This is a genomic window from Alcaligenes sp. WGS1538 (assembly GCF_043187505.1).
GTDB lineage: Bacteria > Pseudomonadota > Gammaproteobacteria > Burkholderiales > Burkholderiaceae_B > Alcaligenes.
Genome location: NZ_CP171109.1, coordinates 3,741,914 through 3,764,735 on the forward strand (window position 1 = coordinate 3,741,914; position 22,822 = coordinate 3,764,735).

28 protein-coding genes are annotated in these 22,822 nt (G+C 62.1%); 2 read left to right on the forward strand and 26 right to left on the reverse strand.

Translation table 11 applies throughout. The annotated features are described in order from the left end of the window. Positions 1–194: 194 nt before the first annotated feature. The 5 genes from ACF3ND_RS17445 to ACF3ND_RS17465 all read right to left on the reverse strand — a co-directional run bounded on the left by ACF3ND_RS17445 (position 195) and on the right by ACF3ND_RS17465 (position 7,229). Complete coding sequence (locus ACF3ND_RS17445; RefSeq protein ID WP_394062745.1) at positions 195–1,361, reverse strand: YhcG family protein; 1,167 nt, start codon at positions 1,359–1,361, stop codon at positions 195–197. Next, positions 1,358–2,512, reverse strand: a complete 1,155-nt coding sequence (locus ACF3ND_RS17450) for a tyrosine-type recombinase/integrase (RefSeq protein ID WP_394062747.1) — start codon at positions 2,510–2,512, stop codon at positions 1,358–1,360. Before ACF3ND_RS17450 ends, ACF3ND_RS17445 begins: the two co-directional genes overlap by 4 nt. 231 nt (positions 2,513–2,743) lie before the next feature. Further along, the gene (ccsB, locus tag ACF3ND_RS17455) at positions 2,744–4,102 is read right to left on the reverse strand and encodes a c-type cytochrome biogenesis protein CcsB (RefSeq protein ID WP_394062749.1); all 1,359 of its coding nucleotides are present in this window, start codon (positions 4,100–4,102) and stop codon (positions 2,744–2,746) included. A gap of 12 nt (positions 4,103–4,114) precedes the next feature. Then, a complete protein-coding gene (locus ACF3ND_RS17460) occupies positions 4,115–6,097 on the reverse strand; it encodes a cytochrome c biogenesis protein ResB (protein ID WP_394065864.1) in 1,983 nt (660 codons plus the stop codon). A gap of 427 nt (positions 6,098–6,524) precedes the next feature. Beyond that, on the reverse strand, positions 6,525–7,229 hold the full coding sequence (locus tag ACF3ND_RS17465) for a c-type cytochrome (RefSeq protein WP_394062751.1): 705 nt from the start codon (positions 7,227–7,229) through the stop codon (positions 6,525–6,527). Between the two features lie 157 nt (positions 7,230–7,386). Here ACF3ND_RS17465 and yihA point away from each other — a divergent pair, with 157 nt between their 5' ends. Beyond that, positions 7,387–8,010 (forward strand): ribosome biogenesis GTP-binding protein YihA/YsxC, encoded by a 624-nt coding sequence (gene yihA / locus ACF3ND_RS17470; RefSeq protein ID WP_394062753.1) that lies wholly within the window; start codon positions 7,387–7,389, stop codon positions 8,008–8,010. Then, a complete protein-coding gene (gene hemB, locus ACF3ND_RS17475) occupies positions 8,007–9,026 on the forward strand; it encodes a porphobilinogen synthase (protein WP_394062755.1) in 1,020 nt (339 codons plus the stop codon). Before yihA ends, hemB begins: the two co-directional genes overlap by 4 nt. A 69-nt stretch (positions 9,027–9,095) precedes the next feature. On the opposite strand, the gene dsbD is transcribed toward hemB, so the two are convergent. The 21 genes from dsbD to rplE form a co-directional block, all read right to left on the reverse strand. Beyond that, positions 9,096–11,012 carry a protein-disulfide reductase DsbD gene (gene dsbD / locus ACF3ND_RS17480; RefSeq protein ID WP_394062757.1) on the reverse strand — a complete coding sequence of 639 codons (1,917 nt, stop codon included), beginning with the start codon at positions 11,010–11,012 and terminating at the stop codon, positions 9,096–9,098. Positions 11,013–11,049: 37 nt separating this feature from the next. Beyond that, a complete protein-coding gene (cutA, locus tag ACF3ND_RS17485; protein WP_394062759.1) occupies positions 11,050–11,433 on the reverse strand; it encodes a divalent-cation tolerance protein CutA in 384 nt (127 codons plus the stop codon). A gap of 47 nt (positions 11,434–11,480) precedes the next feature. Next, positions 11,481–12,455, reverse strand: a complete 975-nt coding sequence (locus ACF3ND_RS17490) for an AraC family transcriptional regulator (protein ID WP_394062761.1) — start codon at positions 12,453–12,455, stop codon at positions 11,481–11,483. Positions 12,456–12,585: 130 nt separating this feature from the next. Further along, complete coding sequence (locus tag ACF3ND_RS17495) at positions 12,586–13,134, reverse strand: flavin reductase family protein (protein WP_394062763.1); 549 nt, start codon at positions 13,132–13,134, stop codon at positions 12,586–12,588. Between the two features lie 144 nt (positions 13,135–13,278). Beyond that, positions 13,279–14,364: an LLM class flavin-dependent oxidoreductase gene (locus ACF3ND_RS17500; RefSeq protein WP_394062765.1), complete on the reverse strand. Its 1,086-nt coding sequence runs from the start codon at positions 14,362–14,364 to the stop codon at positions 13,279–13,281. Positions 14,365–14,630: 266 nt separating this feature from the next. Then, the gene (rplQ, locus tag ACF3ND_RS17505) at positions 14,631–15,017 is read right to left on the reverse strand and encodes a 50S ribosomal protein L17 (protein ID WP_394062767.1); all 387 of its coding nucleotides are present in this window, start codon (positions 15,015–15,017) and stop codon (positions 14,631–14,633) included. Positions 15,018–15,164: 147 nt separating this feature from the next. Beyond that, on the reverse strand, positions 15,165–16,148 hold the full coding sequence (locus ACF3ND_RS17510) for a DNA-directed RNA polymerase subunit alpha (RefSeq protein WP_341668329.1): 984 nt from the start codon (positions 16,146–16,148) through the stop codon (positions 15,165–15,167). Between the two features lie 153 nt (positions 16,149–16,301). Further along, complete coding sequence (gene rpsD / locus ACF3ND_RS17515; protein WP_394062770.1) at positions 16,302–16,925, reverse strand: 30S ribosomal protein S4; 624 nt, start codon at positions 16,923–16,925, stop codon at positions 16,302–16,304. Positions 16,926–16,936: 11 nt separating this feature from the next. After that, positions 16,937–17,335, reverse strand: coding sequence for a 30S ribosomal protein S11 (gene rpsK, locus ACF3ND_RS17520; RefSeq protein WP_394062772.1), 399 nt, complete (start codon positions 17,333–17,335; stop codon positions 16,937–16,939). A gap of 14 nt (positions 17,336–17,349) precedes the next feature. Then, entirely contained in the window at positions 17,350–17,715 is a 366-nt protein-coding gene (gene rpsM / locus ACF3ND_RS17525) for a 30S ribosomal protein S13 (RefSeq protein ID WP_394062774.1), read from the reverse strand. Between the two features lie 36 nt (positions 17,716–17,751). Continuing rightward, the gene (gene rpmJ, locus ACF3ND_RS17530; protein WP_003805360.1) at positions 17,752–17,865 is read right to left on the reverse strand and encodes a 50S ribosomal protein L36; all 114 of its coding nucleotides are present in this window, start codon (positions 17,863–17,865) and stop codon (positions 17,752–17,754) included. Between the two features lie 32 nt (positions 17,866–17,897). Then, positions 17,898–18,116, reverse strand: a complete 219-nt coding sequence (gene infA, locus ACF3ND_RS17535; RefSeq protein WP_003805361.1) for a translation initiation factor IF-1 — start codon at positions 18,114–18,116, stop codon at positions 17,898–17,900. 7 nt (positions 18,117–18,123) lie between these two features. Further along, positions 18,124–19,449 (reverse strand): preprotein translocase subunit SecY, encoded by a 1,326-nt coding sequence (gene secY, locus ACF3ND_RS17540; RefSeq protein ID WP_394065865.1) that lies wholly within the window; start codon positions 19,447–19,449, stop codon positions 18,124–18,126. A 13-nt stretch (positions 19,450–19,462) separates the two neighbouring features. Then, positions 19,463–19,903, reverse strand: coding sequence for a 50S ribosomal protein L15 (gene rplO / locus ACF3ND_RS17545; RefSeq protein WP_394062778.1), 441 nt, complete (start codon positions 19,901–19,903; stop codon positions 19,463–19,465). A gap of 11 nt (positions 19,904–19,914) precedes the next feature. Further along, entirely contained in the window at positions 19,915–20,100 is a 186-nt protein-coding gene (gene rpmD, locus ACF3ND_RS17550; RefSeq protein ID WP_394062780.1) for a 50S ribosomal protein L30, read from the reverse strand. A 3-nt stretch (positions 20,101–20,103) separates the two neighbouring features. Beyond that, positions 20,104–20,625, reverse strand: a complete 522-nt coding sequence (rpsE, locus tag ACF3ND_RS17555) for a 30S ribosomal protein S5 (protein WP_316990896.1) — start codon at positions 20,623–20,625, stop codon at positions 20,104–20,106. A 12-nt stretch (positions 20,626–20,637) separates the two neighbouring features. Continuing rightward, complete coding sequence (gene rplR / locus ACF3ND_RS17560; protein WP_394062782.1) at positions 20,638–20,991, reverse strand: 50S ribosomal protein L18; 354 nt, start codon at positions 20,989–20,991, stop codon at positions 20,638–20,640. Between the two features lie 21 nt (positions 20,992–21,012). Continuing rightward, entirely contained in the window at positions 21,013–21,546 is a 534-nt protein-coding gene (rplF, locus tag ACF3ND_RS17565) for a 50S ribosomal protein L6 (RefSeq protein ID WP_394062784.1), read from the reverse strand. Between the two features lie 12 nt (positions 21,547–21,558). After that, positions 21,559–21,954 carry a 30S ribosomal protein S8 gene (gene rpsH / locus ACF3ND_RS17570; protein ID WP_394062786.1) on the reverse strand — a complete coding sequence of 132 codons (396 nt, stop codon included), beginning with the start codon at positions 21,952–21,954 and terminating at the stop codon, positions 21,559–21,561. Positions 21,955–21,965: 11 nt separating this feature from the next. Beyond that, positions 21,966–22,271: a 30S ribosomal protein S14 gene (gene rpsN / locus ACF3ND_RS17575; protein ID WP_394062788.1), complete on the reverse strand. Its 306-nt coding sequence runs from the start codon at positions 22,269–22,271 to the stop codon at positions 21,966–21,968. A gap of 10 nt (positions 22,272–22,281) precedes the next feature. Continuing rightward, positions 22,282–22,821, reverse strand: a complete 540-nt coding sequence (rplE, locus tag ACF3ND_RS17580) for a 50S ribosomal protein L5 (RefSeq protein WP_394062790.1) — start codon at positions 22,819–22,821, stop codon at positions 22,282–22,284. Between the last annotated feature and the right edge of the window lies 1 nt (position 22,822).

Below are 22,822 nucleotides of genomic sequence, written 5' to 3' on the forward strand. Positions count from 1 at the left end.
GTCCGGCGTCAAGCTTTTAATGAAAACAGCTTGGTGATAGAAAAACTATACGGGACACTGGTTTAGCTCTACTTCTAGCCGCTTTGCGGGATCGTAACATCGGGGGCTAAGAATCAGCGCCACATGGCTGTGATTCGACACGAAGCGCGCGGCGCTAGCCAGAGAGCCCAACGGCGAAACGCCGGAACGCACGACTATGGATTGGCATCCTTTGGGGGCAGCGCTCCGCGAGATTCGAGTAGACGCCGCGTGTTCTCCAGTTCCTTTTGTAGCAACTCGGCCTCCGGCAGCACCGTCCGATAGTTCGCCGCCATCACCTTGTTCGGCAAGCCATCCAGCGCATACCGCGCCAGGGCATGGCCCTTGTCAGCGCACAGAATCAGACCCACCGGCGGGTTCTCGCCCGGGTAGGCCCAATGCTCCTTGGCATAGTTGCAGTACATGTGCATCTGCCCCACATCGGCATGGGTCAGGCTGCCCAGCTTCAGATCGATGATGACCAGGCAGCGCAGCTTGCGATGGAAGAACAACAGATCGACCCGATACCAGGTCTGGTCGATGCGCAAGCGCCGCTGCCTTCCGATGAAGGTGAAGCCTTCCCCCAGTTCCAGCAGGAAGTCTTCCAAGCGCTGGATCAAGGCCGCTTCCAGATCGGATTCCGAATACTCATCCTTCAGGTCGAGGAACTCCAGCACATACGGGTCTTTGATCGCGTCATTGGGCGTGACGACATCCTCGGCTTTGGGCACCGAACCCTTGACCAGCATCGCTGCCTTGTCTTTGGACAAGGCCGTGCGTTCATAGAACTGGCTACTGATCTGCCGATCGAGCTGGCGCACGCTCCAGCCACCGCGCAGCGCCTCGGCCTCGTAGAACCGACGGGCATGATCATCCTTGACCGACAGCAGCCGGACATAGGCCGACCATGGCAGAGTGAAGACTTGGGACAGTTCGGAGAGGTCGAATTTCCGAGACACTGTCTGGGATTTCTCGACAAGCGACTCATTTCCCAATTTCCCAGACAGTGTCTGGGAAATCTCGGGCTGGGGGTATGCAAGGAAGAAACGCCGCATGCTCTCCAGGTTGTTTACGCCAAAGCCGCGCCCGAATCGAGCCGTCAGATCGGCAGACAACCGCATCATCAATTGCTCGCCGTAACCGGCCCGCCGCCTGCCTTTCTGCTCGGCTTCGACGATCCGACGGCCAATCTCCCAATAGCTGGCCGTCATCAGCGCATTGACGCTGCGCGCCGCTGCCCAGCGCGCCGCATCCAGCAGTTCCACGATGCCGCTGTGGATGCCGGCATAGCCAGCCGGTAGGGCAGCAGGTTTCCGCGTTGCCACGGGCGTCTTCCTTGTCATGCTGTCACCTCCATAGAACGGGATGCCCCGGTGATCGCCAGCCGCCGATTCGCCACCAGTTCGGCCGCATCCCGCACCGGCTTGTCCTCGGTATGAACATAGTGCATAAACATCGCCACGGTCTCATGGCCTGTGAGCTTAATGCCCACCTTGGTTGGCACGCCTGAGTTGGCAATGTCGATCGTCGCCCTGTGTCGGATGTCGTGCGTGCCGACGTGCGGCACGCCAGCGACCTTGAGCACGCGCGTCCAGCCGCCATAGTGTTCGCCGTGGGTCATGTGCCGAGTCGGATCGTTGGGCGACGGCAGGACGTAGGGGCAGCCTTCCCGGCGCGGTGCCGTCGAAAGCAACCGATAGGCTTCCTCGCTCATGGGCTTGGAAATACCGCCGGTCTTGCTGTCAGGCCAGACGACGCGGCGCTTCTCCAGATCAACCCGGTCCCGCTCCAACGGGCAAATTTCGGAGCGGCGGGCCGCAAGCTCGAATTGCAGGCGAATCGCCAGCGGGATGACATAGTTCTCCAGCCCTTTCGCCTCCAGATGCTTCAGGTGACGGAAGATCCGCGCCAGTTCATCGTCTACGATGAGCCGGGTTTCCTTGTCCGGCGGGTACATCGGAACGTGGCGGCACGAATTCGTGCCGTCAGGGCGCAGTCCCCACACTTCGGCCGGGTTGAACATCTTGCGCAGCACGCCGAAGGTGCGGTTGGCCTCGGCCTGTTTGTAGGCCAGCTTCTTCATCAGCGCAGCCAGGTCCGGGCGCTTCACGTCCTGCACCTTCATCCGGCCCATGATCGGGATGATGCAGCGGTCAATCACGCCCTGATAGCCACGCTGCGTGCCGGGCTTGCTGCGCTGCTTGGAGTAGTTCTCCATGAAGGTGTGGCCATACTCCTTCATGATCGATACCTTGTGGGCGGCGTTCTTGGCCGCGCTGGGGTCGCCGCCCTTGCGTACTTCGGCCAGCCGCTCCTGCGCCATCGTGCGTGCCTGATCGACGGTTAGTTCCCCGTATTGGCCCAGGGCGGGCTTGCGGCCCGCCGGGGTGATCTTGCACAGGAAGCCAGGCACCACGGTATCCCGCAGTTCGATGGCCTTGTCTTGAGATTGTGCCGCATCGACTGCGGACTTGGTGAGCTTGATCTTCGCCATGATGACTCCTCGGAAAGCCTGGTTTCCAAGAGCCGCATGGGAGCCACGCGAGGGGAAGCTGGGACAAGTTTCGGAAAGCCCCGGCATATGTTGAACTCACCTAAGTGATTGATAAACCTGCTCTATCGAGCCTTGGCGTAGCCCAGCGAATTGCGGTACTGGAGTCATCGTGAAACAAAAAAAAACCGCAACTGAAGTTGCGGGTTTTTTCTTGCGCAATGCCTAGCCGGCCTACAAGGCGCCGTAGGAGTGCAAGCCCGACAGGAACATGTTCACGCCCAGGAAGGCGAAGCTGGTGATCAGCAGGCCGGCCAGCGCCCAATAGGCGGCCATGGTGCCGCGCAGGCCCTTGAGCAGTCGCATGTGCAGCCAGGCGGCGTAGTTCAGCCAGACGATCAGGGCCCAGGTTTCCTTGGGGTCCCATTGCCAATATGTGCCCCAGGCGTCGGCGGCCCACAGCGCGCCCAGCACGGTCGCCACGGTGAAGAAGGCAAAGCCCACGGCGATGGCGCGATACATGATGTCATCCAGCACCTCCAGCGCAGGCAGCTTGCGCGAGATCGGACCGCGGAAATACAGAATGGTGCCCACGATGATGCTGCCCAGGCCGAAATACAGCATCCAGGTCAGGGACAGTTCACGCGAGCCGAAGATCATGGGCTCGGCACAGAGGATGGCGCCCAGCACGAACAAGGGGACCAGCTTGCCGCGCGAGCGGGTTTCGCCGTTTTCCTTGACCAGGTAGGCAAAGCCCACCATGGCGGCCAGCGAGAAGGTGCCGTAGCCGATGAAGTTGGCCGGCACGTGCAGCTTCATCCACCAGCTTTTCAGGGCGGGCACCAGGGGCTGGATCTGGTGCGCGTCGCGCGCGAAGGAATACCACAGCAGGAAGATGACCAGCGAGCTGATGGCCAGCAGCACGAAGCCGCCCAGGGCGCGCGTGTTGTAGCGGCGCTCGTAGTACAGGTAGAACAGCGCGGTGATCAAGGCCAGCAGCACGAAGACTTCGTACAGGTTGCTGACCGGGATGTGGCCGATGTCCGGACCGAGCAGATGGCCCTCGCGCCAGCGCACCAGCAATCCCGTGGTGCCGGCGTAGACAGCCGCCCAGGTCAGGCCCGAACCCATCCAGGCGGCCGTGTCGCTGAAGAAACCCACCCAGTACAGCACCGTGGCCAGGACGAACAGGGCGCACATCCAGAGGATGGCGGACTGGGACGACAGCAGGTACTTGAGCAGGAAGACGGAATCGGCCTTCTGGATGTCCCCGTTGATGAGGCCGCCGCCCGTGCTGTAGAGCCAGATGGCCAGCAGGGCCGTCAGGCCGCAGGCCACGGTGATGGTGCGCAGGGGGCGCCAGAGCCAGCCCAGCCAGGCGACGAACGGTACGAAGCCCACCAGGATGATCTTTTCGTAGTAGTCCATGCTGTCGCTGTAGGTATTGAGCGCGTAGGCCGCGCCCGCCGCCAGCAGGACGAAATAAAGTAGGTCGGTCCAGTCGGGACGACCGCGGATGCCGCGGCGATCGCCGCTGGAGGCGATGTTGTCGTGCCACATGGTCGGGGTGGCCGAGGAGAGAGTCTGCGCCATAGCTACACCTTGTCAGACAGAGAGCCGCTTGAACGCCTCCTGGAGGCGGTCAAATTCGAGGTTGAAGTCCAAGTTGCGACGTTGCGACGTCATTGCAGCCATCAGGCTGCTGCCCTGCTCGTGCGGACGTATCCAGACCCACACGCGACGGTCCCGGATGTAGAACATCGAGAACACGCCAATGATGAGAAACAGACACCCCAGGTATACCGTGTACATGCCGGGGCTGCGCGCCACCTGGAAGACACTGGCTTGCACCTGCTCGAAACTGTCCAGCGTCAGCATGACCGGAGCGGGATAGTTGGGAAGATTGGCGAAAGCCAGAACCGCGGACTGGATCCAGCGATTGGCCTCGTTGTTTTCCTGGCTGTAATCCAGTTCGGGCAAGCCTTGCTGCTGCCGCACCAGGTCGCGCAATTCGGTGAGCGTGAGCTGGATCATGGGAACGGCGAAGCTGAGAATGCGTTCGCGTTCCGCCTCGGGCACACGACCAATGATGCCGTCAAAACCCGCGCGCGTAAAGGCCTGGAGCGAGGTCCGGGCGGCGGCCAGCATCAGCTCCTTCTGTTCGGGCGAGGAAGAGTTCCGCTGCGCGAAACGTTCGGCAGCCTTCTCCACCATGGCCGGATCCTGGGCGGCGGCGCGCACGTCCATGAACTCCTTCAGGGAGCGGTTGGCATCGGCCGGCAGGCGCACGTAGCGGAAGGATTCGGCAGGGGAATTGCGCATCCCGGCCAGAAAGACCAGCGTGCCGTCCAGCTCCACGGGCATCATGTAGTTGACGAACTCGCGCGCCTGCCCTTGCTGGTCGATGATGCGGTAGCTGACGCTGGGGCCGACATTCTTCAGGTGTTCGTTCCTGCTGTTGGCGGCGCTGCCGGTCACGGCGGCCACGTGCTCGATCATGGCCTTGGGCTGGGGATCGCCTTCGGACAGATTCTCCACGTTGATGGGCCGCAATTCGGTGAACTGCACGGTCAGGGGCTGGGCGTCGGGACTTTCCTGGGCCGTGATGACGGCTTTCTCGCCCACGGTGCCCTTCAATTCGAAGGGCTTGCTGCTGGAGCCGGCCAGTGGATAGCCGGCCAGGGTCAGGCGGCTGCCGCCGTCGTCAAAGCCCGACTGGTAGACCGTGACGCCCTTGTAGCGCAGCGGTTCGTTGACCTGGATGGTGCGCTCGAAGGTTTCCCCGGTGGCCGGGTCGGTGACCTCCACTTCGCTCTTGAAGCTGCTGGGCATGCCCGTGGAATAGTATTCGACCAGGAAGCGCTTGAGCTGCAGCGCGAAAGGCAGGGGCTGGACCAGCACGCCTTCGCCGGAATTGATCACGGCCGAGGCTGTGCGCGCGCCCTCGGGCACCAGCATATTGGCGCGGAAACTGGGATTGCCCAATGCCAGGCGGCCCGAATCGGGCACCTGGGAGATCAGCATGTTTTCGGTGATGGGCTGTTTGCCGCCCAGCCAGACCTGCAGGCGCACCGGCAGTTCGCTGTCCAGCAGCCCGCCCACGCAGATGACCACGATGGCCAGGTGGGCGAAGATGTAGCCCAGCTTGTTGGCGCTGCCCTTCTTGGCCGCCACCATCATGCTGCCGTCCTCGTCGCGCCTTACCCGCACCGCATAGCCATGAGCCTGCAGCCAGCCCTGCACCTGTTCGCGGCTGTGCTCTGGCGCGCCGGCGCTGTTCAGCTCCACTCGATGCGGAAAGGCCTTCAGGCTGCCGCCGCGCACATGCTCCTTGAAGGCGCGCATGTCGCGGACCATCTTCGGGGCGTTGCGTAAAACGCACAAGGTGGTGGAGACCACCAGAAAGGCCATGATGACCAGGAACCAGCCGCTGTTGTAGACGGACCAGATGGAAAAATGGTCGAACAGCTCGAACCAGTAGGGGCCGAATTGGTCAATATAGGTATTGGCCGGCTGGTTCTGCGCCAGCACCGTGCCGATCAGGCTGGCGACGCAGATGAACATCAGCAGGCTGATGGCAAAACGCATCGAACCCAGCAACTCGAAGAAATCAGCGGCAAAACGGCGCGTGGAAGATACTTTTTTCACAAACGTCTATCTTAAGAAGTGGGCGGATTGAAGAAGCCCCGGCCATGCGGCCGGAGTTGCTTCGCCACGATACAGGGGCGCTTGCGGCGCCGTATCCATGCCGCCTCGCTCAACCTCGCCGTGGACGGCGAAACTGATGCGAAAGCGCGTGGTCACCGGAGACATCCTGACGTTGGATGCGCGAAGCGGGCAAAGGTTCCCCACATGACAAAAGGCAAACGCCAGTACCCGATGCAGGACCGGCAAGCGGGCGCGCCGTTGCGGTCGGAGGGCTGCGGCTCCCTCCCGGAACCTGGGCGGGACCGGGGGACGGCCGGGAGACATGCTCCCGGCGTCAAAAAAAGGGGCCGTCGGCCCCCTTTGGCTATTAACGCAGGCCTGCTGCGAAATCGGCTACCGCCGCTATGTCGGCGTCGGACATGCGGTCGGCGATGTCGTGCATCATCGGGCCGTTGGCGCGATCGCCACTGCGGAACAGCTTGAGCTGCTCGGCGATGTAGGAAGCGTGCTGGCCGGCCAGGCGCGGGAACTGGCCGGGCATGCCGGCGCCGTCGGGCGAGTGGCAGGCGGCGCAGGCAGCCACGCCGCGCTCGGGCAGGCCGCCGCGCCAGATCTTCTGGCCGCGCTCCATGGTGTCTTCCTTGGTGGCGTTGGCGGCCTTGTCCCAATCCACGGACTGGGTGGAGAGGTAGAAGGCGACGTCGCGAATTTCGTCTTCGGTCATGCCGCCGGCGATGGCGGTCATCAGGGTATTGGCGCCATCAGGGCCGCGACGGGTCGGCACGGACTTCTCGTCCTTGGCGCGGAAGTCGTGCAGCTGCTTGACGAGGTATTCGTAGGGCTGATGCGCCAGCGACGGATTCGCCGGGATGGTGCTGTTGCCCGCATCCCCGTGACAGGACACACAGGCCAGCACGCCGCGCGACATCTCCCCCTTGAGGTAGAGCTGCTCGCCCTTGGCGGCATCGGGTTTGGGCAGACCAGCTGCATTTGCCACGTTAGCGGTAAAAACCACAGAGCAAGCCATCGTCAGGCTGCTTGCGACAACGATTCGGGAAAGCGTACGCTTCATTAGGACCTCGACAATCGCGATTCAATCGGGGTGCCGCATGCGCCCCGCAAAACCCGCCGTAGACCGCCGGTAAGATCGGGGGTGTACACGACGTTACTGTTTCAAATCGACAGATTATACAATAGGCGCTGAACCAATATGGAATTACGCTGCAACCATGTCGATACTGCACCGCGCTCAGTTCACGATTTCAGCTGCTCAAATCGATCAGCTGCCCCCTCCGGGTCCTCCGGAGGTCTGCTTCGTGGGGCGCTCCAATGCGGGCAAATCCTCCGCGATCAATGTGCTGACCAATCAGCGCAAGCTGGCCTTCTCCAGTAAGACGCCGGGCCGCACCCGCCTCATCAATCTGTTCGGCATTCCCGATCCGCTCAGCCCCGGCGACTACCTGGGCCATCTGGTCGACCTGCCCGGCTACGGCTTTGCCGCCGTGGCCCGGCGCGAGCGCCAGGACTGGTCGGACGTGCTGGGCGGCTACCTGGTGTCGCGCCCCTCCATCGCCGGCATCGTGCTGCTCATCGACATCCGTCGCGGCGTCACCGAACTGGATCATCGCCTGGCCCGGTGGATCGCACCCACCGGCAAGCCCGTGCTCGCGCTGCTGACCAAGGCGGACAAGCTGCCTTACGGCCAGCGCGTCAAGGCAGTGGCCGAGGTGCGCCGCCAGCTCAAGGAAATCGGCGCCCTGCAAGCCCTGCCCTTTTCTTCCACCGATCGGATCGGCCTGCAAGAAGCGACCGAACACATCGAAAACTGGATTTCTCCGAAGGTCGTTCCATGACTCGTTTTCTCCCCCCCGCTGACTTTCCCAATACCCGCCTGCGCCGCAACCGCCGCGACGAATTCTCGCGCCGGCTGGTGCGCGAGAACCGCCTGTCCACCGACGACCTGATCTACCCCGTCTTCGTGCGCGAGGGCGAGAAAGTCCAGGAACAGGTCGGCTCCATGCCCGGCGTGATGCGCTATTCCCCGGACGAGCTCTTGCGCGTGGCCGAACGCTGCCTGGAGCTGGGCATTCCCGTCCTGTCGCTGTTCCCCTCCATCGACCCGTCCCTGAAGACGCCCGACGGCGCCGAAGCGGCCAACCCGGACGGCCTGATCCCGCGCGTGGTGGGCATGCTCAAGCAGCGCTTCCCCGAGCTGGGCGTGCTGACCGACGTGGCCCTGGACCCCTACACCAGCCACGGCCAGGACGGCATCCTGGACGAGCAGGGCCACATCCTGAACGAAGCCACGGTGGACATGCTGATCCGCCAGGCGCTGTCGCAGGCCCGATGCGGCGTGGACATCGTGGCGCCCAGCGACATGATGGACGGGCGCATCGGCTCCATCCGCGCCGCCCTGGACCAGGACCAGTTCATCCACACGCGCATCATGGCCTATTCGGCCAAGTACGCCAGCGCCTTTTACGGCCCGTTCCGCGACGCCGTGGGCTCGGCCGCCAACCTGGGGCGTTCCAACAAGAACACCTACCAGATGGATCCGGCCAACCGCAACGAAGCCCTGCGCGAAGTGGCCGCCGACATCCGTGAAGGCGCGGACATGGTCATGGTCAAGCCCGGCCTGCCTTATCTGGACATCCTGCGCGACGTGAAGGACGCATTCGGCATGCCCACCTACGCCTACCAGGTCAGCGGCGAATACGCGATGATCAAGGCCGCCGCCCAGAACGGCTGGCTGGATCACGACAAGGTCATGATGGAGTCCCTGCTGGCCTTCAAGCGCGCCGGCGGCGACGGCATCCTGACCTATTTCGCCATCGAGGCGGCCACGCTGCTGCGCCAGCAGAACGCCTGATCCGCACGTGGCGGACAAGAAAACGCAGCTCCCGGGCTGCGTTTTTTGTTGCGCCCGGGCGCGGCGCGCCTAGCCGGCGGCCAACACCTGGTCCAGCACCTTGCCAAAGCGCTGCGCGTCCTGGAAGCCGATGACGCGATGGGCGTCCAGGTACTGGCCCTTGGAGTCGAAGAACATGATGCCGGGAGGGCCGAACAGGCGGAACTGCTTGAGCAGCGCCCGATCGTCGGCGTTGTTGGCCGTGACGTCGGCCTGCAGCAGCTCGAACTGCGCCATGCGCTGCGCCACCGCCGGGTCGCTGAAGGTGAAGTTCTCCATTTCGATGCAGGACACGCACCAGTCGGCATAGAAATCCAGCATGACGGGCCGCGTGGCCTGGGCCAGGCGCTGCTCCAGCTCCGCCAAGGTCTTGATCCGCTGGAATTCGACCTTGCCGGCAAGCGGCGCGGCCACGCCCGCGTTCTTCAACCCGTCCAGCGGCCGGATCACGCTGGGGCGGCCCAGCGCCACGCTGATCAGCATCAGCGCCGCCCAGCCGGCCAGCAGGACGCCCAGGCCCTGGCGCAAGGCCGACCAGGCCGTCAGCGGCGCGGCGCCGCGCCCGAAGGCGCCCAGCAAGGCCGCGGCCCACAGGGCCAGCACGATCCAGCCCAGCACGGCAACGGAAGAAACCATCAGGGGCGAGACCATCCACCATGCCGTGGCCAGCAGCAGGACGCCAAACGCCGTCTTGACGCTGTTCATCCAGGCGCCGGCCTTGGGCAGCAGACGCCCGGACCCTGCGCCCACCGCCAGCAGCAGCACGCCCGACCCCCAGGCCAGGGCGAACAGCGCCGAGCCGCCCAGCACGACATCGCCCGTCTGGGAGATGAACAGCAGCACGCCGGCCAGCGGCGCGGCCACGCAGGGGCCGACGATCAGCGCGGACAGCATGCCCATCAGGAAAACCCCGCCGAAACGTCCGCCGGGCAGGCGGTTGACCTTGTCGTTCAGGCGGCTCTGCAGACCAGAAGGCGCCTGGAAAGTGAAGACGTCCAGCATGGACAGGGCCAGCACCACCAGGATGAGTGCGAACAGGCCCAGCACCCAGGGCTTCTGGAGCCAGGCGGCCAGGCCCGCGCCCACCAGCCCCGCGGCCACGCCCAGCAGCGTATAGACCAGGGACAGGCCCAGCACGAAGGCGAACGCCATGGCCAGCCCGTGCCAGCGCGAGGACGCCGTTTCGCGCCGCCCCGCGATGATGGACAGCAGGATGGGCACCATGGGCAGCACGCAGGGCGTGAACGACAGCAACAGGCCGAACACGAAGCTGAGCAGCACCACCTGGCCCCAGCCGGCCTGCTTCAGGTAGTCCGCCAGGCCCACGTCGCTCAGATTCAGGGCCGAGGCCACGCCGCCGGCCGAAGGCTGGGCGCTGGCGGCGGACGCCTGGCTGGCGGGCTGGCCGGGCGGGGGAACGCTGAGCACCCCGAACGGGCCCGCGACCTCGAAGCCCTGCGCGGTCGGAATCAATGTCAGGGTCTGGGTCGACGGCGAATAGCACAGGCCGGCGTCCGCGCAGCCCTGGCTGACCACGTCCACCTGCAGCTCGCCGCCGGCCGAGCTGTCGGCCAGGATGGGCACGCGCACCGTCACCGACTGGCGATAGACCTCCATGACTTCATCGAAATTGGGGTCATAGACTTTCTCGCCGTCCGGCAGCTGCGGCGCGCCCAGATGGGAGGGGTCCGCGCTCGTGAACTCGAAGCGCTTGCGATACATGTAATAGCCGGGCGCGATCTGGAAGTGCACATCGAGCTGGTCCGGCGCGCTCATGGCGGCGGTCAGGACGAAGGCCTGCTCGGGGTCCAGGAACTCTTCCTCGGCCCGGGCCTGCGGCGACCAGGCGGCCAGCCAGCCGGCCAGCACGAACAGAAGAAGGAAAAACACGGCGCCAAGACGCGGCGCGGGCAATTGGCGAGGGGTCTGGTTCAGCAACAACGACACGAATCGGTCCCGGATCTTGAAGGCATGCACAAACGGATCAGGCCGCGCGCGTCTGCGCGCGCACCCAATCCAGATATGCCGTGAAACCACCGGCCACCGGAAGGACGATCAATTCCGGCAGGTCGTAAGGGTGCTGGGCACGCAGGCGATCTGCCAGTTCCGGAAGCCGGGCGACTGTGGTCTTGAAAGTCAGGGTGATTTCCTCATCGCCCTGCAGCTCTCCTTGCCACATGTACATGGACAAGCCGATCGGCGCAAGGTTCGCGCAGGCGACGATTCCATCCTCGACCAGTTGATGCGCCATGTACTTGGCCAGCATCAGGTCGGGCACGGTGGTCTGCGCCAGCACGACATGCTGCGGCTCCAGGCCGGCCAGGGACAGGGACAGATCGTGTTCCGGGGAAGCGGGGGTGTCGGACATGCGAGCTCCTAAGCGAGAGCCCCTAGTGTAGCGCGCGCTCGTGGCGTTCAGCTGGCCCGGCCCGCAGCGCGTCGGCCGGCCAGGGTATCGGAGGGGCGTTCGCCGTAACAGCGCCGATAGTCGGCGGAGAATTGACCCAGGTGCGTGAAACCGCAGGCCAGCGCCACGTCCGTGACGGATGCGCCGCCCTGCAGCAGTTGGCTGCGCGCCGCCTCCAGCCGCATCTGCTTGAGGCGCGCCATGGGCGAGACGCCCAGATGGTCCCGGAAGCCCGCGTACAGGCTGCGCACGCTGACTCCCGCCGCCTGCGCGATGTCGACGATGCCGATCGCCTGGCCCGCATGGCCCTGCATGAATTCCAGGGCGCGCCGCAGCACATGCGGCAACGCCGCCTCGGCGCGATGCCCGGCCTGGTTGTGGTCGTGCAGTTCGAACAGGGCGTAGGCCAGGGTCTGCTCGAACTGGCGCACCTGGCGGGGCTGGTCGAACAACGCGCCCTCCGACACCTCCGCGAACTGCCAGTCCAGAATGCGGCGCAAGCTGGCGCCGCCCGGTTCGTCCAGCGGAATGGAAGGCTGGAATTCCAGCGCGCCGCGCGGCTCCTGGCCGAAATAATCGCGGTAATGGCGCTCCAGTCCCCGGCGGCCTATGCGCACGAACAGCTTGTCGGCCTCCAGGCTGTGTTCCATGCTGAAGGGCTGCGTCGGGCTGATGATGGACGCCAGACGAGAAGTCGAGGCGAAGCGGCCGTGCGCCGTCTGTATCTGCTCCTGGCCGCACAGCGGTATCTGCAGCAGATAGAAATCGTCCAGGGGCTGGGGCTCGATGCGCACCTGCGCCCCATAGCGCAGGCGTCCGTAGGCCACGTCCTGGCCCTGGCGCAGGAACAGGCGCGCATCCAGGCCGCGGCGGCCATCGGCCAGCGTCAATCTGTGCGGGCAGAACACCTGGGAGATATGCTGCTGAACGCGCTCCACATCCTGCGAATGCAGCTGGGCATAGCGTTTCAGTAAAGAGGTCATGAGCGAAGCGATGGGCGAAAAAAAGGCCGTGCCCATCTTGGCACAGCCTTGCGCAGCGCAACATCGAGACTATCCCTAGGCCCTGCCGGCAAGCGGGCAAAACCGTGCGGACAGGCCTGAGCCGATATGCCTACTGGTCCTGGAAGCGACCGAAACGGCCCTGCCAGTACAGCAGCGGCGAGTCCTGGACTTGCTCGGCGTGGTGCACCTGCAGCACCCGGCCCAGCACCAGGGCGTGACTGTGGCGCTCGACGATCTCCACGACCTGGCAGGCCAGCGCGGCCGGGGCCTGGCGCGCCAGCCAGACGCCATGCTCGGTGCGCAGCCAGTCATGGCCCGCATAGCGCGCCTCGCCCTGCTCGCCTTTGAAACCGGCGAACTGCAGCGCCAGGCCCGCCTGCTCGGCGCCCAGGATATTGACGCCGAACAGACCGCTGTCGCGCAGCAGCGGCCAGGACGAGGAGCTCTGGTTGACGCACACCAGCACTTCCGCCGGGTCGGCCGCCACCGACGTCACCGAGGTGGCGGTCAAACCACTGCGCCGGCCCTCGTGTTCCACGGTGATGACGTTGGCGGTGCCGCCCAGGTGACGCATGGCCTGCTTGAACTGCTCGGCCGAGACGACGGGAGTGCGCAGCGCTTCTTCAATCTGTATGGGAGGAGCCAATTCAACAGGCATGATTCACCTTATCTGTTCCAGGCACGCAAGCTCCGGCCCAGGACCGGAGCTTGCCCGCCGCGATTCAGTGGCGCCTTCGCGCCGTATCAATCCAGCCCGGCGCGGCCTCGCCGTTCAAGGCAAGGCCTGCACACAGGCGCGTGGTCAACGGATGCCGCGCTGCCGGAGCAAGGGCAGCACAGTATCACGGAAGTACGGAAACTCTTGCACATAGTCGACAAACGACAGGGTTGTTCCCCGGAAGCCCGCCCGGTGCAGGGCGCAAAGGCCGTCGGCCACCTGCTCGGGCGTGCCCACCAGCGGGAAGCCGCCATGGCCGGCCGCCATGCGCTCGCGGATCTGGGCCAGCAGTTCATGCGGGAAGGAATGCGCGTGGGCGAACTGCAGGCGCATCAGATTGTCCACGGCGCCTTCATCGGTGTTGTCCAGGATGCGCTGCCATTCAGCCTTGGCCTCGGCCTCGGTCGGACGGCAGACCACATGCGAGAAGGTCATGACGTCCACCTTGCGGCCCTGCGCCCGGCCCTGGGCCTTGAGCTCGGCCACTTCCTTGGCCGAGCGATCCAGCTCCATGGCCGGCGTGAACAGGAAATTGGCGTTGCGGCTGGCGAACTCGCGGCCCTGCCCCGATCCGGCCGCATTGAAGATGGGCGGATCGAACTCGGGGCGCGGATTGCCATAGACGCCCTTGGCCTTGAAATACTGCCCGTTCCAGTCGAAGCGGTCTTCGTGGTGCCAGATCTTCTTGATCAGGTCGAACCATTCCTGGGCATAGCCATAGCGGGTTTCGTGATCGTCGGGCAGGTCCAGGCCCAGGGCGTCGTACTCGGGCTTGTTCCAGCCTGCCACGATGTTCAGGCCCACGCGGTTGCCGCTTATCTGGGCCATGGTGGCGATCTGCTTGGCCAGCACGACGGGATGATTGGCGACCGTATGGACCGTGGCGAACACGCTGATATTGCGCGTATTGGCCAGCAATGCCGTCGCCCAGGTCACGGTTTCCAGCACATAGCCATGGAAATCGGTCTGGCCGCCGTAGCCGATCCAGCGGGCGATGGGCAGCATGAAATCGATGCCGGCCTCATCCAGCAGACGGCCAAGCTTCAGGTTGTTTTCCCAGGTGGCCTGCCAGCGGTCGGGCAAGGTGGACACCGTCATGCCGCCGCGGCAATTGGTGGCGAAGGTGCCGAGCAGGAATTTGTCGTGTGTGAGCAATGTGTTCTGTGCCATGGCAGGTCTCCCGATAGTCATTGTCCTGATGCAGGCCGCCACGCTGGCGGGCCCGGCATGGAGCAGATTTTAGGAAGGCCGGCAGACGCTCACTATCCGAGAAGTGCAGGCTTTATCGAATGCCTGCAATTATTTGAATTGTAAAATGTTTCGCCCCGTGGCTCTTAGTAAAAACCCTTATATGGCAATTACTTGGAGTAATTAAAGCCATAAAAAAACGGGCCCCGAAGGGCCCGTTTCAAGCTCATTGCCGAAAAAAGCGGCGCTTATTCAGCGGCGGCTTCTTCCTGGGCTTCTGGACGGTCGACCAGCTCCATGAAAGCCATGGGAGCATTGTCGCCCTGACGGAAACCCATCTTCAGGATGCGGGTGTAACCACCGTTGCGCTCTTGGAAGCGGGGGCCGATGACGTCGAACAGCTTGGTCACGGCGTCGCGATCGCGCAGACGGGCAAACGCCAGACGACGGTTGGCCACGGTTGGGTTCTTGGCCAGGGTGATCAGGGGCTCGACCACGCGGCGCAGCTCTTTGGCCTTGGGCAGGGTGGTTTTGATGGCTTCGTGGGTCAGCAGGGAGACGGACATGTTGCGGAACATGGCCAGACGGTGACTGCTGGTACGATTCAGTTTACGAAGACCGTGACGGTGACGCATGATGATTTCCTAATGAATGAATCTAATTGGCGCGCCGCACATGCGGCACGCGTAAACCCGGTTCTTCTATCAGCAAGGCTGCGGACCGGATGGACAACACAGGACAATAGCACACTTTTGGGCGCGCCATCGTCCTGTTTTTACTGCTTAGGGGCGTTCCAGACCCAGTGGAGGCCAGTTCTCGAGCTTCATGCCCAGAGTCAGGCCGCGCGCGGCCAGAACTTCCTTGATCTCGTTCAGGGACTTGCGGCCCAGGTTCGGAGTCTTGAGCAGTTCGTTTTCGGTGCGCTGGATCAGATCGCCGATGTAGTAGATATTTTCGGCTTTCAGGCAGTTGGCCGAACGAACCGTCAGTTCCAGATCGTCCACGGGACGCAGCAGGACGGGATCGATCTGCGGCGCGCCGCGTACAGGCGCTTCGTAGGCATCGCCCACGCCTTCCAGGGCGGCAAACACGGAGATCTGGTCCATCAGGATGCGGGCGGACTGGCGCACGGCTTCCTCGGGCGAGATCACGCCGTTGGTTTCGATGTCCAGGACCAGCTTGTCCAGGTCGGTGCGCTGTTCCACACGGGCGTTCTCGACCGCGTAGCTCACGCGACGCACGGGGCTGTAGGACGCGTCCAGCACGATGCGACCAATGGTGTGGGTGCGATCATCAGCCAGGGCGCGCACGTTGCCGGGCACATAGCCGCGGCCTTGCTCGACCTTGATCTGCATTTCCAGCTTCCCATCGTCGGTCAGCGTGGCGATGACATGATTGGGATTGATGATCTCGACATCGTGCGGCAGCTCGATGTCGCTGGCCAGAACCTGGCCGGCGCCTTCCTTGCGCAGGATCAGGGTGACTTCTTCACGGCTGTGCAGCTTGAAGACCACGCCCTTGAGGTTGAGCAGAATGTCGACCACGTCTTCGCCAACGCCGGGCAACGTGGAGTATTCGTGCACCACGCCGGTGATCTGCACTTCGGTGGGTGCGTAGCCGGTCATGGAGGACAGCAGGATACGACGCAGTGCGTTGCCCAGCGTGTGGCCGTAGCCGCGCTCGAAGGGCTCCATGATCACCTTGGCGTGATTCTTGCTGATGGGTTCAACTTCAATGGAACGGGGTTTCAAAAAACCTTGAGACATTCGATTTCCTTTTCAATACCCTCGGCTCGTTACACCGATAAGGCTGACGGAAACTGGCCTAAGCCAGCGAGGAAGTATCGCAAAGCCCACTTGCCGAAGAATCGGGAAGTGGGCTTGCTTTGCTGAACTGTTGGAGCCTTGTTCGCGGAAAAATTAACGCGAGTACAACTCGACAACCAGCGATTCGTTGATGTCGTGAGCGACATCAGCGCGATCGGGGGCTTGCTTGAAGACGCCGGACAGCTTGCTGGCGTCGACTTCGACCCACTGCGGCAGACCATTGCTGGTGGCCAGTTCCAGGGATTCCTTGATGCGGGACTGGGACTTGGCCTTTTCGCGGACGGCAACCACGTCGCCGGCCTTGATCAGCATGGAAGCGATGTCAGCGGTGTGACCGTTGACTTCGATGGCGCGGTGGTTCACCAGCTGGCGAGCTTCTGCACGCGTGGAGCCGAAGCCCATGCGGTAGACGACGTTGTCCAGGCGGGATTCCAGCAGCTGGATCAGCGTTTCACCGGTGTTGCCACGACGGCGGTCGGCTTCGACGTAGTACTTGCGGAACTGCTTTTCCAGCACGCCGTACATGCGCTTGAGCTTTTGCTTTTCGCGCAGCTGCAGGCCGAAGTCAGACGTGCGGGCACCGGAGGTGCGGCCGTGCTGACCAGGACGCGATTCCAGCTTGCACTTGGAATCGAGCGAGCGGCGGGCGCTCTTCAGAAACAGATCGGTACCCTCGCGGCGCGAGAGTTTGCATTTTGGTCCAATATAACGAGCCACGTAGCTTCCCCTTAGATGCGACGACGCTTGGGCGGACGGCAGCCGTTATGTGGAATCGGCGTGATGTCTGCAATGCTGGTGATCTTGATACCCAGAGCATTCAGAGCGCGCACAGACGATTCACGGCCTGGGCCGGGGCCCTTGATGCGAACTTCCAGATTTTTGATGCCGTATTCCATGGCAGTGCGGCCGGCTGTTTCAGCGGCAACCTGCGCGGCGAACGGCGTGGATTTGCGCGAGCCCTTGAAGCCCGCGCCACCCGACGTAGCCCAGGACAAAGCATTGCCCTGACGGTCAGTGATCGTGATGATCGTGTTGTTGAAAGAAGCGTGGACGTGTGCGATACCGTCCGACACGCTCTTTTTGACTTTCTTGCGTGCGCGAGAAGCGCTGCTAGAAGCTTTGGCCATCTTCTATTCCTCGATTATTTCTTCAGGGACGCGGCGGCACGACGCGGACCTTTACGGGTACGGGCGTTGGTGCGAGTACGTTGGCCGCGCACCGGCAGACCGCGGCGGTGGCGCATGCCGCGGTAAGTTCCCAAGTCAGCCAGACGCTTGATCGAGAGCTGGACTTCACGACGCAGGTCACCTTCGACGGTGAACTGGCCGATCTGTTCACGGATGCGCTCGAGCTCTGCGTCGGTCAGATCCTTGACTTTCTTGGAGTATTCGATACCCGAAGCTTCGCAAATCTTGCGAGCGCGGGTGCGACCAATGCCGAAAATCGCGGTAAGACCGATTTCGGCGTGTTGATGCGGCGGGATGTTAATGCCGGCAATACGGGCCATGGTTATTCCTTGTTAAATCGGTTGCGTTTCGGCGAATTAGCCTTGACGCTGCTTATGACGTGGATCGGTGCAGATGACACGCACCACGCCATGACGTTTAATGATTTTGCAGTTGCGGCAGATCCGCTTTACCGATGCCATTACCTTCATGGTTTGACTCCTAGTTTCCTGTAACCGGCCGCTTATTTGGAGCGGAACACAATTCGTGCGCGGGACAGATCATAGGGCGTGAGCTCCACAGTGACCTTGTCGCCCGGCAGAATCCGGATATAGTGCATACGCATCTTGCCTGAAATGTATCCGAGCACTACGTGACCATTTTCCAGCTTGACGCGAAAAGTTGCGTTGGGCAGATTTTCAAGAACCTGCCCCTGCATTTGAATGACGTCGTCCTTTGCCATTTTCACATTACCGCATAGGCAGGCTCGAGCCTTTGAAGTTAGCCTTCTTGAGCAGCGAGTCGTATTGTTGGGACATGACATAGGCCTGGGCCTGCGCCATGAAGTCCATGGTTACTACAACAATGATCAGCAAGGATGTGCCGCCGAAGTAGAACGGTACATTCCAGCGCATTTGCAGGAACTCTGGAACCAAACATACCAGGGTGATGTAGATCGCACCGGCCAGGGTCAGACGCATCAGGATCTTGTCGATGTAACGCGCTGTCTGGTCGCCGGGGCGGATGCCTGGGACGAAGGCTCCGCTCTTTTTCAGGTTGTCTGCAGTTTCACGGCTGTTGAACACCAGGGCCGTGTAGAAAAAGCAGAAAACGATGATCAGCGCGGAGAACAGAGTGATGTAAAGCGGCTGACGAGGCGACAAAGCGGCTTCGATTTCACGCAGCCAGCCCAGGCCGGGCGAGCTGGAGAACCAGTTGGCAATCGTCGCTGGCAGCAGAATGATGGACGAGGCGAAGATCGGAGGGATCACGCCTGCCATGTTCAGCTTGAGCGGCAAATGCGAGCTTTGACCACCATAGATACGGTTACCTACCTGACGCTTGGCGTAGTTGACCGTAATACGACGCTGACCACGCTCGACAAAGACGACGAAGTACGTGACGGCGGCTACCAAAACGAGGATAAACAGTGCCGACAGAATCGACATGGAATCCGTACGCACCAGATCCAGCATGCCGCCCAGTGCATTAGGCAGGCCTGCTACGATACCGGCGAAGATCAGGATGGAAATACCATTGCCCAGGCCTCGTTCAGTGATCTGCTCGCCCAGCCACATGACGAACATGGTGCCGGTTACCAGCGTAACCACTGTAGTAAAGCGGAACAGCATGCCGGGGTCGATGACCAATCCGGGCTGCGATTCGAGAGCGATGGAAATCCCGACTCCCTGGAACAGTGCCAGAAACACGGTTCCGTAACGGGTGTATTGCGTGATCTTGCGACGACCAGACTCACCCTCTTTCTTGATCGCTTCCAGCGTGGGCACCACAGCGGTCATCAATTGCATGATGATGGACGCAGAGATGTAGGGCATGATTCCCAGCGCGAACACCGAGAATCGCTCCAGAGCACCACCGGAGAACATGTTAAACAAACCCAGAATACCACTCTGGTTTTGAGTGAACAGTTCGGACAAGGCATCAGGATTGATGCCTGGTACCGGAATGTGCGTACCCAAGCGGTAGACAACCAGGGCGAGCAACAGGAAAACGAGACGACGTTTCAAATCGCCGTAGCGCGGACCCGATTTACTCTGTGCCTGAGCTTTTGCCACCGTGACCCCTTCTTTATTCCAGCGAGCCGCCGGCTGCTTCGATCGCGGCGCGGGCGCCGGCCGTTGCATTAATGCCTTTCAGCGCAACTTTACGGGAAAGTTCACCAGACTTGATGACTTTGGCGTAACGCACCATTTGGCCAACCACGCCGGCCTGCTTCAGGGCCTGGACGTCGATGACTTCGACATCCAGCTTCTGCAGTTCGGACAGACGCACTTCGGCGTACAGGTGGCCGTCCAGGGTGGTGAAACCACGCTTGGGCAGACGACGCTGCAAAGGCATTTGACCGCCTTCGAAACCGACTTTGTGGAAACCGCCGGCACGGGATTTCTGGCCTTTGTGGCCACGGCCGCCGGTTTTACCCAAGCCGGAACCCACGCCGCGGCCTACGCGGCGAGCAGCGTGCTTGGCGCCGGCGGCGGGCTTGAGCTTGTTCAATTGCAATTCAGACATCCCGATTCCTTTCAGGCTTCCGAGACCGTAACCAGATAATCCACCTTGCGGATCATCCCACGAACCTCAGGAGTATCAACCAATACACGGCTGGAGTTGACTCGGCGCAGACCCAGGCCGCGCACGGTGTCGCGGTGGCTTTGCTTGGTGCCGATGATCGAACGCACCAGCGTTACTTTGATTTGTTTCTGTGCCATGACTTACCCCAGAATTTCTTCGACCGTCTTGCCGCGCTTGGCAGCAATGTCAGCCGGTGTCGAGCAGGCACGCAGACCGTTCAATGTAGCGCGAACCATGTTGTAAGGGTTGCTGGAACCCAGGCTCTTGGCCACGACGTTGCGTACGCCCATCACTTCGAAGATAGCGCGCATTGGGCCGCCGGCGATCACGCCGGTACCTTCGGCCGCGGGCGAGATCAGAACGGTGGAGGCACCGTGCTTGCCAACGACGGTGTGGTGCAGCGTGCCGTTCTTCAGAGGCACCTTGATCAGACCGCGGCGGGCCTGTTCCATGGCTTTCTGAACGGCCACGGGCACTTCGCGTGCCTTGCCCTTGCCCATGCCGATGCGGCCATCGCCGTCACCGACCACGGCCAGCGATGCAAAGCTCATGGTGCGACCGCCCTTGACCACTTTGCTGACGCGGTTGACCGCGATCATTTTTTCTTTCAGGCCATCATCGCGCTCTTGCTCTGGAGCCTGTCTGCCTTGTGCTTTAGCCATTTGATAATTCCTTTAGAATTTCAAGCCGGCTTCACGCGCGGCCTCGGCCAGCGCTTTCACGCGGCCATGGTAACGGAAGCCCGAGCGGTCGAAAGCAACCGACTCGATACCCGCGGCCTTCGCCTTTTCGGCGACGCGCTTGCCAATGAGGCTGGCGGCCGCCACGTTGCTGCCAACGGCCAATTCTTTGCGAACCTCGGCCTCGGCAGTGGAAGCACTGACCAGAACGCGGTCGCCTTCGGGCGAGATGATGCTCGCGTAAATATGCGAATTCGTGCGGTGCACCGACAGGCGGTGTACGCGCAGCTCGGCGATCTTGCGGCGAGTAGCCACTGCACGACGCATACGGGATTGTTTCTTGTCCATGATTCGTCCTTGCCTGCAGGCTTATTTCTTCTTGGTTTCCTTGAGGATGACGCGTTCGTCGACATAACGCACACCCTTGCCCTTGTAGGGCTCTGGTGGACGATAGCCACGAATTTCAGCGGCAACCTGACCAACCACCTGCTTGTTCGAACCCTTGATCACGACTTCCGTCGGAGTGGGGCACTCGGCTTTGATGCCTTCAGGCAGTTCATGCACGATGTCGTGCGAGAAACCAAGCTGCAGCTTCAAGGCATTGCCCTGGACCTGTGCGCGGAAACCCACGCCAACCAGGCTCAGCTTGCGCTCGAAACCGGCGCTGACGCCAACAACCATGTTGTTGACCAGTTGGCGCACGGTGCCGGACATTGCGTTTGCGTGACGGGTTTCGTTCGCAGCGGCAAAAGACAGCTGACCGTCTTGAAGCTCGATGGTGACATCGCCAGTCAGAGGCTGGACCAGGGTGCCCAGGGGGCCCTTGACCGTGATCTGATCGGCGGCAATGGTCGTTTCCACGCCCTTGGGCAGAGAAACGGGATACTTAGCGACGCGTGACATATGATGTTCTCCTTATGCCACGTAGCACAGCACTTCGCCACCGACGCCGGCTGCGCGTGCTTTACGGTCGGTCATCACGCCACGCGAGGTGGACACGATGGCAACACCCAAGCCGTTCATGACTTGAGGAATGCTTGCGCTGCCTTTGTAGATGCGCAGTCCAGGGCGCGAGACGCGGTCGATGCGCTCGATGACTGGCTGGCCGGCATAGTATTTCAGGGTGATTTCCAGCTCGGGCTTGGCTTGTTCGCCAGCGATGCGGAAGTCTTCGATGTAGCCTTCGTCTTTCAGCACGGCAGCAATGGCTGCCTTCAGCTTCGAGGAGGGCATGCTGACCGACGTTTTGTTGACCATCTGCGCGTTGCGCACGCGGGTCAACATATCGGCGATTGGATCGCTCATGCTCATGTGTATTTCTCCTACCAGCTGGCCTTGGTCATACCGGGGATCTCGCCGCGCATTGCCATTTCGCGCACTTTATGGCGAGTCAAACCGAATTTCTTGAAGACACCACGTGGGCGCCCGGTGATAACGCAACGGTTGCGTTGACGGGTTGGGTTCGCGTTGCGAGGCAGTTGCTGCAGCTGCAGGCGAGCCTGGTAGCGTTCTTCGTCAGACTTGGACTGGTCGTCAATGATCGCTTTCAGTGCGGCGCGCTTGGCGGCGAATTTCTCAGCCAGCTTGGCGCGCTTGATGTCGCGATTGATCAGGGAAAGTTTAGCCACGTTGCGCCCCTTAGTTGCGGAACGGGAAGCTGAACGCGCCGAGCAGCGCCTTGGCCTCTTCGTCCGTCTTGGCAGAAGTAGTGATGCTGATGTTCAGACCACGCACTGCGTCGATTTTGTCGTACTCGATTTCGGGGAAGATGATTTGCTCTTTAACCCCCATGTTGTAGTTGCCGCGACCGTCGAACGCACGACCCGACACACCACGGAAGTCGCGCACGCGCGGCAGGGCCACGGCGATCAGGCGATCCAGGAATTCGTACATGCGTTGACCGCGCAGGGTCACCATACAACCGATCGGGTAATCTTCGCGAATCTTGAAACCGGCAATAGCCTTGCGGGTCTTGGTCACGACGGGCTTCTGACCAGCAATCTTGGTCATGTCCGAAACCGCGTTCTCGATGATCTTCTTGTCAGCAACCGCTTCCGAGACGCCCATGTTCAGGGTGATCTTGGTGATGCGGGGTACTTCCATGATGCTCTTGTAACCGAACTGCTTCTGCAGGTCGGCAACCACTTTTTCGCGGTAGAAATCTTGTAAACGTGCCATG